10 protein-coding genes and 1 tRNA gene are annotated in these 12,841 nt (G+C 64.7%); 7 read left to right on the forward strand and 4 right to left on the reverse strand.

The window, feature by feature from the left end:
* Together AC1DJT_RS25705 and AC1DJT_RS25710 are read right to left on the reverse strand one after the other, a co-directional pair.
* Positions 1 to 328 (reverse strand): DUF937 domain-containing protein (locus tag AC1DJT_RS25705; RefSeq protein ID WP_476835146.1); only part of this gene is annotated, 328 nt, incomplete at its 3' end.
* Between the two features lie 613 nt (positions 329 to 941).
* Entirely contained in the window at positions 942 to 1,841 is a 900-nt protein-coding gene (locus AC1DJT_RS25710; RefSeq protein WP_476835147.1) for a LysR family transcriptional regulator, read from the reverse strand.
* A 127-nt stretch (positions 1,842 to 1,968) separates the two neighbouring features.
* Between AC1DJT_RS25710 and AC1DJT_RS25715 the strand changes: the two genes are divergently transcribed.
* The 5 genes from AC1DJT_RS25715 (at position 1,969) to AC1DJT_RS25735 (ending at position 7,197) form a co-directional block, all read left to right on the forward strand.
* Positions 1,969 to 2,973 carry a hydroxyacid dehydrogenase gene (locus AC1DJT_RS25715; RefSeq protein ID WP_441490911.1) on the forward strand — a complete coding sequence of 335 codons (1,005 nt, stop codon included), beginning with the start codon at positions 1,969 to 1,971 and terminating at the stop codon, positions 2,971 to 2,973.
* A gap of 49 nt (positions 2,974 to 3,022) precedes the next feature.
* Positions 3,023 to 3,991, forward strand: coding sequence for a Bug family tripartite tricarboxylate transporter substrate binding protein (locus AC1DJT_RS25720; protein ID WP_476835148.1), 969 nt, complete (start codon positions 3,023 to 3,025; stop codon positions 3,989 to 3,991).
* A 349-nt stretch (positions 3,992 to 4,340) separates the two neighbouring features.
* Positions 4,341 to 4,796 carry a tripartite tricarboxylate transporter TctB family protein gene (locus tag AC1DJT_RS25725; protein ID WP_441490913.1) on the forward strand — a complete coding sequence of 152 codons (456 nt, stop codon included), beginning with the start codon at positions 4,341 to 4,343 and terminating at the stop codon, positions 4,794 to 4,796.
* Between the two features lie 3 nt (positions 4,797 to 4,799).
* Positions 4,800 to 6,314, forward strand: a complete 1,515-nt coding sequence (locus tag AC1DJT_RS25730) for a tripartite tricarboxylate transporter permease (RefSeq protein ID WP_441507044.1) — start codon at positions 4,800 to 4,802, stop codon at positions 6,312 to 6,314.
* Between the two features lie 208 nt (positions 6,315 to 6,522).
* Entirely contained in the window at positions 6,523 to 7,197 is a 675-nt protein-coding gene (locus AC1DJT_RS25735; RefSeq protein WP_441490915.1) for an RraA family protein, read from the forward strand.
* A gap of 229 nt (positions 7,198 to 7,426) precedes the next feature.
* Here AC1DJT_RS25735 and AC1DJT_RS25740 read toward each other — a convergent pair.
* Both AC1DJT_RS25740 and recJ read right to left on the reverse strand, forming a co-directional pair.
* A tRNA-Glu gene (locus tag AC1DJT_RS25740) sits at positions 7,427 to 7,501 on the reverse strand.
* Positions 7,502 to 7,632: 131 nt separating this feature from the next.
* Complete coding sequence (gene recJ, locus AC1DJT_RS25745) at positions 7,633 to 9,435, reverse strand: single-stranded-DNA-specific exonuclease RecJ (RefSeq protein ID WP_476770604.1); 1,803 nt, start codon at positions 9,433 to 9,435, stop codon at positions 7,633 to 7,635.
* Positions 9,436 to 9,551: 116 nt separating this feature from the next.
* Here recJ and AC1DJT_RS25750 point away from each other — a divergent pair, with 116 nt between their 5' ends.
* Positions 9,552 to 11,207 carry an FAD-binding dehydrogenase gene (locus tag AC1DJT_RS25750; RefSeq protein ID WP_476835149.1) on the forward strand — a complete coding sequence of 552 codons (1,656 nt, stop codon included), beginning with the start codon at positions 9,552 to 9,554 and terminating at the stop codon, positions 11,205 to 11,207.
* Positions 11,208 to 11,432: 225 nt separating this feature from the next.
* Positions 11,433 to 12,841: aspartate-alanine antiporter (gene aspT, locus AC1DJT_RS25755; protein WP_476835150.1), on the forward strand; the 1,409-nt coding region annotated here is incomplete at its 3' end.

Raw genomic sequence — 12,841 nt, forward strand, 5'->3', positions numbered from 1 at the left:
CGCCAGCAAGTCCGGACATCGCCGAACCTCCGAGGAGCGAGGAGAGCATATTCGTACCGCTGTCGGCGACTGTCTTCTGGTCAGAGCCGCCGATCATGCTGGCGAGACTGTCAAGCATTCCCGGATTCTGCTGCGAAACCGTGTCGAACAATTTGCGTGATCCCTCCGGCGTGGATGCGACACCCGTAAGCGTCGCCAGYAAGCCGGGGACAGCGGCGTTGGTCGCCTTGCCAACCGAAGACTGGTCCACGCCCAATGATGCAGCCAGCTTGGACATCAGATCAGGCGACAGGAACTGCATGATGATTGATACGAGATTGATGCTCATGGCGGGTTACTCCGCTGAAGTAGACGCATGAACACGCCAATACGAGAAATTTCTGCAGGTTATATCGTCGTATAAGATTGAATTATTTCAATTTACTGTCGGAAATTTGGCCTCAAGCGAAGTATGGATACGGAATTGAGACCGATAAACGATCGTCACTACCGAGAAAAGGCACTGCGCCTGATCCCGGACGAGCAGCTCGGCAGGGATGTTATTACAGAATGAGGGTGCTCTTTTCTCTGATGAGAACTTACGGCACAAGTATCGCTCAAGCGTCATTCCAATCGGCAACAGGCACGCGGAATGGCAACTGCGCAGCAGTATCAGCGCTCGGCGAGATTACACCCTTGCAGGCTTGGCCGCAATTAAGAAGACCTGACTGCTCGCTGATCGGTTCGCAGCGGACCAGCGGCCAGCAGTGGGGCGAGTTCCCCCAGCGTTCATGAACGCATAACCTCGGGTGTCACTCCGGTCGTCGCGGAATGCGCCTCCACTTGAGTCAGTCACTGTGAGATGCGGCCACGTCCAACGGGCTAGCCCCCTCGCAGCGGAGGCTCCCTTCGGCACCCGGATGAGACCGATCGGAATGAGTGCCGCACGAATGGCGTTCCCCTCACGCGCCGCCGAGAGGGCCCAGGTCGCGCGCGATCAGGCTATAGAGAGCCTGTGCCGCCGGGGTCAGCGTTTCCCCGTGCCGCCGGATCACGGAGACTGGCCGGTCGATGACGGGGTCCACCAGCGGGATCTGGGCGAGGTCCGGGCGCAGGTTCTCGACGATCGAGGCGACCAGGATCGCCACGCCCAGACCTTCGGACGCCAGCCCGATCGCGCTCGAGAAGTACTCGACGACGAACTTGGTCCTGACCTCGATGCCTGAGCGGGCGAGCTGGGCTTCCATGAGCAGCCTGTTGCCGCTGCTGCCGCCGAGCGTGATCAGGTCGAAATCCGCAAGTTCTGCCCAGGCTATGGCMGCTTTTCCGGCGAGCGGGTGGTCGGTGCGGCAATAGGCGACGAAGGGATCGCGAACCAGGACCTCGTTATGGAGGTCCGGCTGGTTCGGCGGCTGCACATGCAGGCCAAACTCCGCCTGGCGTCGGCGCACTGCTTCGATGACCAGGATGCTGGTCCGGTCGAGGATCTCGACGCGATTATGCGGATGCTGCACGGCATAGGTCCGCAGAATGCGCGGCAGGCGCCCATACATCAGCGACGGTACCGAGGCGATCGCGATGTCGCCTGTAGAAAAGCGCGAGATCGTCTTCAGCCGGTCGAAGGATCGGCCGACCTCGTCGACCATGCGCTTGGCCTCCGGCAGGAACTCCCGGCCGATGCTCGTCAGCGCCACCGTGCGGGTCGTGCGGTCCAGCAGCTTGAGGCCGACATGACTCTCGAGCCTTTGGATGCGGCGCGTCAGCCCGGTCTGGGTGACATGCAGCTTTTCGGCCGCCTTGTTGAAGCTGCCGAGCTCGGCGATCTGGATGAACRCCTCGACCCCGTCGATCGGATGTTTCATGCGGAAAGATCATCGATATATGTCATTATTTCAGCATACGAGTGGCTGCCCATCGGTCAATAGTGTTGGGGAAGGCGCGGCACCTGGCATCACCCGGGGACAGAAAGCGCCACGAGGAAACGCACCGATGATCGATACCCGTGTCGCCACGCGTGGCAGACGCGTGCTTGTCACGCATGACCGGTTGGCCGAAGGCGCCATCCAGCTTCTCAACGCCCATGACGTCGATGTCTTCTTCTCGCCCGCCTATGCCGCGCCGGATCTCGTGGCCCAGCGGGTTGCCGAGCTGCAGGTCGATGCGCTGATCGTCCGACAGGGCCGCGTCGATGACACGATCATCGCCGCCTCGCCCAGGCTCAGGGTCATCGCGAAGCACGGTGTCGGCGTCGACAACATCGATCTTCACGCGGCGGCATCGMGGAATATCCCTGTCATTCGCGCCATGGGCTCGAACTCGCGCGCCGTTGCCGAACACACGATCGCGCTGTCGCTGGCGTTGTTGAAGGACATTCCTCGCCTCGATCGGGCCGTGAAGGGTGGCGAGTGGCCGAAGCCCAGTTTCCTAGGGCGGGACATCGCCAGCACCGTGATGGGCCTTGTCGGCTTCGGCGCGATCGGCCAGGAGGTCGCGCGGATCGCCACCGGGCTTGGCATGCCCGTGATCATGCACGACCCCCATGCCCAACGCGAGATCGCGCAGTTTGGGAACGGGGGCAATCGTGATCTGGAAAGCCTGCTCGCGGAAGCCGATATCGTCAGCTTGCATTGCCCGCTGACCAACGCGACGCGAAATCTCCTCAATGCGGAGCGCTTCGGCCTGATGAAGCCGACATCCTTCGTCGTCAACACGGCGCGCGGTGGCCTGATCAGTGAGCCGGCTCTCTTTGAGGCGCTGCGCGAGGGCAGGATCGCCGGCGCCGGCCTCGACAGTTTCGCGCTCGAGCCGCCAGCCAAGGACAACCCGCTCTGGACTTTGCCCAACCTGATCGTGACCCCGCATATCGCCGGCGTGACACAGGGTTCGGCCAAGGCCATGGCAGAAATTGCGGCCCAGCACGTCATTTCGGTGCTGGACGGCAACGCAGCCGATGCACGCAGCTTGGCAAGGCTCGCGGAACTCGCTGCGGAATGAACCTGGCGCACGAAGCCGGGCAAACAGAAACAACCGGGAGGAGACGAACATGAGGATTGCCTACAAAGCCCTCGCGGGACTGGCGCTATCGGCGCTGACGTCGGTGGCGCATGCGCAGCAATATCCGGACAAGGCCATCCGGATGATCGTGCCATTTCCTCCCGGCGGCGGGACCGATGTCGTGGCCAGGGTCGTGGCGGCCAAGCTCAGCGAAACGACCGGCTGGACGGTGGTGCCCGAGAACAAGCMCGGCAGCGGCGGCAGCGTCGGCCTAGGCCTAGCCGGCAAGGCCAAGCCCGACGGCTATACGATCGTGCTGGCGCAGAACGCCAACATGGTCATCAACCCAATCCTCGGAAAGGCGAACTACGACCCGATCGCGGATTTCACCCCGATCGCGCTCACCGCGTCGGCGCCGCAGGTGATGGTCGTCGCCAAGGATTCGCCGATCAAGTCGGTCAGGGATCTCCTGAACACAGCAAAGGACAAGCCCAACGCCATTAAGTTCGCGACGCCCGGCGTCGGAACCAGCTCGCATCTTGCCGGCGAGTTGCTGCAGCAGCGGACTGCGGTGAAGTTCCTGCACGTGCCCTACAAGGGCACAGGGCAGGCCGTTCCCGATCTCCTCGGCGGGCGCGTCGACGTCTATGTCGCCTCGGTGCCCTCGGCGATGTCTCATATCAAGGAGGGCACGATGCGCCCGCTCGCGATCTTCGCGAAGGCCCGCAGCTCCGACCTGCCGGAGGTTCCGACCTTCGAGGAGCTTGGYGTCAAGGATTCTGAGGCCGTGACATGGTGGGGCGTGGCCGCCCCCGCCGGCACGCCTCACGCGATCGTCGCGCGCCTGAACACCGAGATCAACAAGATCCTGCAGATGCCGGACACGAAGGAGAAGCTCAGGGCGGCTGGCGCCGAGGCGATCGGCGGCACCGCACAGGAGTTCTCCGCCCTGATCAAATCGGACGTGCCGAAATGGACCGCGGTCATCAAAACCGCCGACGTCAAGGCTGACGACTAGGGCCGGGTTGGCGGCGGCCATTGCCTTGCGCTCGGGATTGCCGGCGCCGCCTGCACTCTCGGGCGCCTGCCCGAAAGGCGGCTCACTGCGGCATCGATCAGCGCCTGTTCCGGTGTTCAGGGCTGGCAGGTCGCAATCGGCGCGGTGAAGCAGCCATTGCGAGGTCCTGAAGGTCGGGCCTGAACTGCCGTGACACTCTGCAGCCAGACCAAGATCCTCGGATTGGCTCGCCCGGCAATATAGGGCCGGGACCATCCGGGAATGAGGCCTTTGGCTGCCGGGTTTGCGCCAAGGCGTGGCCCCGAAAGCCCGCTCGTTGCGACCCCGATGCCGGAGCATGGAGATCCTGATGAAATCGGATGTGATGAGAAACAAGGATGTCCTGTCCGGGCTCCTATTCATGGGCCTGGGTTCGATCGCGCTCCATATCTCGCTCGATTACCGCTTCGGCAGCACGGTGCGGATGGGGCCGGGCTATTTCCCAAAAATCCTGAGCGGCCTGCTGATCGCGTTCGGCGTCGCCATCCTGATCAAGGGATTGAGGCAGGGCGGAAACCTGGCCGGTCCATGGTCCTGGGCTCCGCTTTTCCTACTGACCCTGGCCATGGTGCTGTTCGGCTTCACGATCGAGCGCCTTGGGTTCCTGCCCGCGCTGGCGCTCATGTTCCTGGTCGCGGCCTATGCCGGCAACGAGTTCAGGCTGCGCGAAGTCTTCGTGCTGACCGCCGTGATGAGCTCTTTCGCCGTGATCGTCTTCATCTGGGGCCTGAAGCTGCCCTATCCGCTCTTCGCCTGGAATTTCTGAGCCATGGAGATGCTCGAACATTTCGCGCTCGGGTTCGGCGTCGCCATGACGGTCCAGAACCTGACCTATTGCCTTCTGGGCGTCGCGCTCGGAACGCTGATCGGCGTGCTGCCCGGGGTCGGGCCGCTGGTCACGATCTCGATGCTGCTGCCGATAACCTTCGGGCTCCCCCCGGTCTCGGCGCTGATCATGCTGTCGGGCATCTATTATGGCGCCCAGTATGGCGGCTCCACCACCGCCATCCTCGTCAACCTGCCGGGCGAAACGTCGTCGGCCGTGACATGTCTCGACGGCTACCAGATGGCTCGGAACGGCCGGGCCGGGGCAGCTCTCGCCACGGCTGCGATTTCGTCCTTCGTTGCCGGCTGCATCGGCACGCTGCTGATCGTGCTGCTCGGTACGCCGCTCGCGGGATGGGCGCTGCAGTTCGGCGCGCCTGAGTATTTCTCGCTGATGGTGATGGGGCTCGTTTCGGCATCGGTGCTGTCGCATGGCGACATGCTCAAGGCGCTTGCCATGGTTGTCGTGGGCCTGCTCCTCGGCCTTATCGGCACTGACGTGAACTCGGGCATGGAACGATACACGTTCGGCCTGCCCGAACTTGCCGACGGCATCGGCTTCACGGTTCTKGCGGTCGGCATATTCGCCTTGTCGGAAGTCGTGATGAATCTGGAGCAAAAAGAAGAGCGCGGCATCTTCAAGGCGAATATCGCCGGACTTATGCCAAGCTTGTCCGATCTGAAGGCGATCACCCTGCCGACCCTGCGCGGAACCGCGATCGGTTCGTTCTTCGGCATCCTGCCGGGTACCGGTCCATCGATCTCGTCCTTCTCGGCCTATATGCTCGAGAAGAAGCTGGCACGGGATCCCTCGCGCTTCGGTCAGGGTGCGATCGAGGGCGTCGCGGCTCCCGAGGCTGCGAACAATGCCGCCGCCCAGACGGCCTTCATACCGACGCTCACGCTGGGAATTCCCGGAAGCGCCACGATGGCGCTGATCCTCGGCGCGCTCGTGATGAACGGCGTCCAGCCGGGACCGACGGTCATGACCCGCAACCCGGAGCTGTTCTGGGGCGTCATCGCCAGCATGTTCATCGGAAACGTCATGCTGGTGGCGCTCAACCTGCCGCTGGTTGGAATCTGGGTGCGGCTGCTGAGCGTGCCTTATCGCTGGCTCTTCCCGTCGATCATCATGTTCTGCGCGGTCGGCAATTACAGCATCAACGGCAGCGCGATCGACGTCTATCTCTGTGCCGGCATCGGCGTGCTCGGCTACGTTCTGGCCAAGCTCGACTGCCCGCCTGCGCCCCTGGTGCTCGGCTTCGTGCTCGGCCCCCTGATGGAAGAGAGCATCCGTCGCGCTCTGCTCCTGTCGCAAGGCGATTTCACGGTCTTCCTCACCAGCCCGATCAGCCTCGGCTTCCTCATCGTGACGATGCTGCTTCTCGGCAGCATGGTCTTACCCGCGATCCGCCGGGGCAAGGAGCGCGTCGACCGCGAAGAGGCCGGCGCGACATAGAGCATGCTGCGAAAAGTGGCAACGGCTTTTCGCAGCATGCTCTAAACTATTAGATTCGATCACGTTTTCTGCGTTTTGACGATTTCGTCCAAACGCAGCGTGATCGAGCCGGCCTCGCCCGTCATTGCCCCAAACGGGGCAATCCCTCGGCGCCACCACGGATGCATCTCGACCCCGGCTGGCTGGCGCAGACAGCAAAGGATAGCTCATGCTCGGATTTCGGATTCTCAAGCGTCGCCGCCAGGTCGACAGCAGCCTCATCGCGCGTTTCCGCGCGTTGCCGGTGGCCAATGTCAGCGATTCGATGTCGCGGATGACGGCGGGCGGCGCTTCGCTTCGCCCGCTTCATCGCGGCGGCGTCATGGCCGGGCCGGCCATCACCGTCAAGACACGCCCCGGCGACAACCTGATGATCCACAAGGCGCTCGATCTCGCCGCCCCCGGTGATGTCATCGTCGTGGATGCGGGTGGCGATCTCACGAACTCGCTGATCGGCGAACTCATGATCTCGCATGCGCAGACGCGTGGCATCGCCGGCATCGTGCTCCACGGAGCAGTGCGCGATGCCGCCTGGATCCGCGAGAACGACCTGCCGATCTTCGCAGCGGGCATCAGCCATCGCGGCCCCTACAAGGACGGGCCGGGCGAGATCAACGTTCCGATCTCGATCGAGGGCATGGTGATCGAGCCCGGCGATCTCGTCATTGGCGATGACGACGGCATTCTCTGTGTGCCCTTCGACCACGCCGACGCGATCTATGAAGCCGCGCGCAAGAAGCACGAGGCGGAAGAAAAGAAGATGCTGGCGATCAAAGAGGGCAAGGACGATCGGAGTTGGATCGATGCAACTCTTGCCCGCCTGGGATGCGCCATCGAAGCCTGACAGCGGCAAGCTGCACCCGCGTCGTCATCCCCCGCGGTCGGCTCGTCCGCCTGGGGAGATGACGCCGTTCGTTCCCGGCGACGAGCCGATGGTCACGAGGACGGGCTCAGTGGCTCGTATCTGAGATCAACAATAGAATCGTCTCACGAAGGGGGCATCGTAGGCACGTCCCGGCCGCCCTTCAGCGAATATCCCGATTTTTCAGATATTTAACACCCCATAAGGAGTGTGGCGCGGCCTACGGGAGTCGAACCCGTCTCCCCAGCGTGAAAGGCTGGTGTCCTAACCGATAGACGAAGGCCGCAAGGCTTCGGTTGCAATTMGTTGCAACCCATCGGAAGCGGGGCGAGCTATAGTGCGACATTCCCGGATCGGCAAGCCTGAGTTTGGCAAATTCTCGACGCCAGATAGCAGTCATGCACAGGCCAGATGGGCTCACACCACCCGGGCAAGATCGATCACCCGCACTTCCACGGTTTCCTTGCCGCCCCAGCGGTTAAGGGTGAGGCTTGCGGCCAGATGCACGCTTTCGCCGCGTGCGGCCAGTAGCGCACGGCCCAGCGGTTCCTGGGCCACGCGGAAGGCAATACCGCCGATCGTGGCGCCATCGCCGCTGCGGAGCTTGATCCTGACATGGCCGCCGCTGCCGATCTCGACGGCATCGACCAGGCGATGCGAGGGAAAGACGAAGACGGGCTCGGGGCAGCCGGCGCCATAGGGGCCGGCCTTCTCGATTTCCGCCAGCAGGCGGGGATTGGCGCCGCCCGCGCTCATCGCCGCATCGACGAGCAGCGATTCCGATTCGCGCGCCTGGGCGACCTCCGGAGCGAGACGTTCGGCGAGAAAGGCATGGAAGGCCGTATCCTGCCCCGGGGCCAGCGTGACGCCGGCCGCCATGGCGTGGCCGCCGCCTTTCACCGCAAGCCCCGCGTCCACCGCCTGCCTGACGGCGCGGCCGAGATCGACGCCGGCGACCGAACGGCCCGAGCCGGTCGCGCCGCCCTCCCCGTTCTGCGCCAGCGCAAAGGCTGGGCGGCGAAAACGCTCCTTGAGGCGCGCCGCGACGAGACCGACGATGCCGGGATGCCAGTCGGCCGAACGCGCCAGCAGGACCGGCAGGTCCTCAGCTTTCGTCAAGGCGTACTCGGCCTGCGCCACCGCCTCCTCGACGGCGAGCTTCTCGATCTCCTGCCGCTCCTGATTCAGGCGGTTGAGTTCGGCGGCGATGCTGCGCGCCTCGATCTCGTCGGCAGTCATCAGCAGCCGCGCGCCAAGGCCGGCATCGCCGATGCGTCCACCCGCATTAATGCGCGGCCCGAGCAGGAACCCGAGATGCCAGGGCTGAACAGGGCCATCGAGCCCGGCGACGTCGAGCAAGGACGCGAGGCCCGCCCGCGTGCGGCCGCGCAGCATCGCGATGCCCTGCCGGACGAAGGCGCGGTTCAACCCCTTGAGCGGCACGACATCGGCAACGGTCGCAAGTGCGACGAGATCAAGCGAGGCGAGCAGATCCGGCTCGGCGCCACGCTGCGCCCAGAAGCCCTGCCGACGCAGTTCTCGGGCGGTCGCGACCAGCGTCAGGAAAACGACCCCGGCGGCGCAGAGATGGCCGAGCCCCGAGAGATCGTCCTGCCGGTTCGGATTCACCAGCGCCTCGACCTGCGGAAGCTGTTCAGGCGCCTGGTGATGGTCGAGCACGACGACATCCAGGCCGAGCCGGCGCGCTTCTGCCAGCGGTTCATGGCTGGTCGTGCCGCAATCGACCGTGACGAGCAGCGTCGCCCCCTCGGCGGCCAGCATGCGGATGGCTTCGCTGTTGGGGCCGTACCCCTCGATCAGCCGGTCCGGAATGTGAATGCGCGGCCAGGCGCCGGCATCGCGCAGAAAACCCGCCAGCAGGGCGGAGGAACAGGCGCCGTCGACGTCGTAGTCCCCGAAGATCGCGACGGCCTCTCGTGTTGCAACCGCGCTTGCCAGGCGCGCGGCAGCCGCATCCATGCCGACCAGGGTCGAGGGGTCGGGCAGGAGATCGCGCAGCTTCGGCTCGAGATAGCGCATGGCATCGGCAGCCTCGACGCCGCGTCCGGCAAGCACGCGTGCCACGATATCGGGGAGCCCTTCGACCTGCGAGAGGGCCTCGGCACGGCCGAGCCCTGCGGCATCGAGCCGATCACGCCAGATGCGGCCGAGCGCCGAGCTGGTGACACCGAGAAAAGGGCGCTGGGCAATCATATTCATACCCAAGGGGTTCGCGCAGCCCGGGCCATTCGTCAACCGGGGCCGGGCCGCCTTGTCGCCGCAGACGGTGTCGCCATAGTGGTTGCGGGGGAAATGGCCTGGCGAAGGGGCTGATCATGCCGCTCGATGCAGATGTCATCGTCATAGGGGCAGGCCTCGCCGGCCTCGTCGCCACGGCAGAGCTTGCCGATGCCGGGCGCAGGGTCATCCTGCTCGACCAGGAGCCGGAACAGTCGCTCGGCGGGCAGGCCTTCTGGTCCTTTGGCGGGCTCTTCCTGGTCGATTCGCCGGAGCAGCGCCGGTTGCGGATCCACGACTCACGTGAGCTTGCACTGCAGGATTGGTTCGGCTCGGCCGGCTTCGATCGCGACGAGGACGAGTGGCCGCGGCGCTGGGCAAAAGCCTATGTCGATTTCGCAGCCGGCGAGAAGCGCAGCTGGCTGCACCGCCAGGGCATCCGCTGGTTTCCCATCGTCGGCTGGGCCGAGCGCGGCGGCTATCTCGCAACCGGGCATGGCAATTCGGTGCCGCGTTTCCACGTCACCTGGGGCACCGGCCCCGGTCTGCTCGAACCCTTCCTTCGACGCGTGCGCGAGGCTGCGGCAAGCGGGCTGGCTTCGCTGCGCTTCCGCCATCGCGTCACCGGGCTGACGAAGAGTGCAGGCGCGATCGACGGCGTCGAGGGCGAAATCCTGGAGACGAGCGGGGTCAGACGCGGAGAGGCGAGTTCCCGCGGCATGGTGGGCCAGTTCACGCTGAAGGCCCAGGCCGTGATCGTCTGTTCGGGTGGCATCGGCGGCAATCATGACCTCGTGCGGCGACACTGGCCTGCGCGACTGGGTACGCCGCCGAAGCGCCTGCTGTCGGGCGTACCGGAGCATGTCGACGGCAAGATGCTCGGAGTCACCGAAGCGGCCGGCGCGCGCCTGATCAATGGCGACCGGATGTGGCACTATGTCGAGGGCATCCGGAACTGGAGCCCGGTCTGGCCGAAGCACGGCATCCGCATCTTGCCCGGCCCCTCCCCGTTCTGGTTCGACGCGCGCGGCAACCGACTGCCTGTGCCGCTCTTTCCCGGCTTCGACACGCTCGGAACGCTCGAGCACATCATGAAGACCGGCTTCGACTATTCCTGGTTCGTGCTCGACCGGAGCATCATCGCCAAGGAGTTCGCGCTTTCCGGTTCGGAGCAGAATCCCGACGTTACCGGCAAGAGCTGGCGCAAGGTGATCGAGCGCGCCACTGCCGGCATTACGGGTCCGGTTCAGGCGTTCATKGACAAGGGCGAGGATTTCATCGTCGAGGCGGAGTTTTCGCGCCTCGTCGCGCGCATGAATGCCCTGACGGGCGACAACCTGATCGACGAGGCGCGTCTTCGCGCCGAGATCGAAGCACGCGACCRCGAGGCCAACAGCGCCTTCGGCAAGGACCTGCAGCTGACGGCTCTGCGCGGCGCACGCGCCTATATCGGCGACCGGTTGATCCGAACCGCAAGACCGCACCGCATCCTCGATCCACGGCACGGCCCGTTGATTGCTGTGCGCCTCAACATCCTGACGCGCAAATCGCTGGGCGGGCTTTTGACCGACCTGTCTTCGCGCGTGCTCGGAGACGATGGATCGCCTCTGGCCGGCCTCTATGCGGCTGGCGAAGCGGCCGGGTTCGGCGGTGGCGGGCTGCACGGCTATCGTGCACTCGAAGGAACCTTCCTTGGCGGCTGCCTGTTCTCGGGCAGGATTGCCGGACAGGAAGCAGCGCGCGCGGTTCGCTGAGTAGCGCCGGCGACCTCGCCCTGAGCGACATGAGACAGCAGCGTCCCGGCCAAATTTAGAGAAAAGCGAGAAGAACAGCGCCATTCCTCGCTTTTTAGACATGTCGTTCCGCAAACATAGGGCAGATGCAGGGCCCTCATGCCGTTCCGGCACTTTTAGCTTGCAACCGTAGCAGAAGCTGCGAAGTTCCTCAGCGGAAGACTTTGTCGATACCAAGGAGGCTCCGTGTCCTGGGTTCACTCTGTCCTGAACCAATCCCCCGAGATCGCACTCTTCTTGTCGCTGGCGATCGGATACTGGATCGGCAAGTTCCAGTTCGGGAAATTCCAGCTCGGCGGCGTCGCCGGCTCTCTGCTTGTGGCGGTCGTGATCAGCCAGGTTGGCGTCTCCATCGACAACGGCATCAAATCGGTCCTTTTMGCCCTGTTCATCTACGCGGTCGGTTTCGAAAGCGGACCGCAATTCTTCCGCTCGCTCGGCCGCCAATCGATCCGCGAGATCGTCATGGCGGCGGTCCTCGCCCTCAGCGGCCTGGCGACCGTCGTCGTGCTGGCGCGGGTGATGGGGTTGGACAAGGGCCTCGCTGCCGGCATCGCGGCCGGTGGACTGACCCAGTCGGCCATCATCGGTACCGCGAGCGCCGCCATCGGAAAGCTCGGCCTMGCAGCGGAAGAGGTGCAGCGACTGCAAGGCAATGTCGCGGTCGGCTACGCCGTCACCTATATCTTCGGCTCGTTCGGCGCGATCATCGTCTGCGTCAACGTCCTGCCCTGGCTGATGGGACGGACCATCCGCGACGACGCGATCAAGGCCGAGACCGAGCTTCTGGCTGGCGCCAAGATATATGGAGCCGGCGAACATGCCGCTGCTCCCGATCTCGTCGGACGGATCTTCCGCATCGAGGCCGGAGCCGGCAAGACCGTCGAAGACCTGGAGGCGAGCGCCCCGTCCCCCGTCAGCATCGAACGCGTCAAGCGCGGCGGCGCCTTGATTGCGGTGCAGCCTTCATTGCCGCTGACGGCCGGCGACATCGTCCTCGTCATCGGCCGACGGGTCGGCGTCGTCGGGCTGGCTCCCAAGTTGGGGCCCGAGCTGCAATCCTCGGAAGGCATGGATGTCATCGTCGTCACGCGCGACGTCGCGATCACCAATCCCGATTTCGTGCGCAAGACAGTCGCCGAAATCAATGCGGCCACCGCGGGGCAGCTCCGCCACGGCATCTATGTCATCGAGGTCAAGCGGGCCGGCAAGCCGATCGTCCTGAAGGGCGACACGATGATCGAGCCTGGCGACGTCGTCACCCTCTACGGCACGTCGGACGATGTGCAGCGCATGGCACGGATCGTCGGCAGCATCATCCTGCCCAGCGACAAGACGGATTTCGTCTTCCACGGCTTCGGCCTCGTCGTCGGCCTGCTGATCGGTCTTCTGGTCGTTCGCATCGGCTCGATCCCGCTGACGCTCGGCAGCGGCGGCGGCGCCCTGCTCTCCGGCCTCGCCTTCGGTTGGTATCGCAGTCGCAACCTGACGGTCGGCAACATGCCGACGCCGGCCTCGACCCTGCTGCGGGATCTCGGCCTCGCCGGGTTCGTCGCGGTCGTCGGGCTGCAATCGGGCCTGCAGGCGGTCAGCAC

This window comes from Allobosea sp. 05T422_2, assembly GCF_056396265.1.

Coding starts and splice junctions, on each gene's coding strand:
- AC1DJT_RS25725 (WP_441490913.1), top strand. CDS start 4,341: ATGAAATCGGATGTGATGAGAAACAAGGATGTCCTGTCCGGGCTCCTA.
- AC1DJT_RS25735 (WP_441490915.1), top strand. CDS start 6,523: ATGCTCGGATTTCGGATTCTCAAGCGTCGCCGCCAGGTCGACAGCAGC.
- recJ (WP_476770604.1), bottom strand. CDS start 9,435: ATGAATATGATTGCCCAGCGCCCTTTTCTCGGTGTCACCAGCTCGGCG.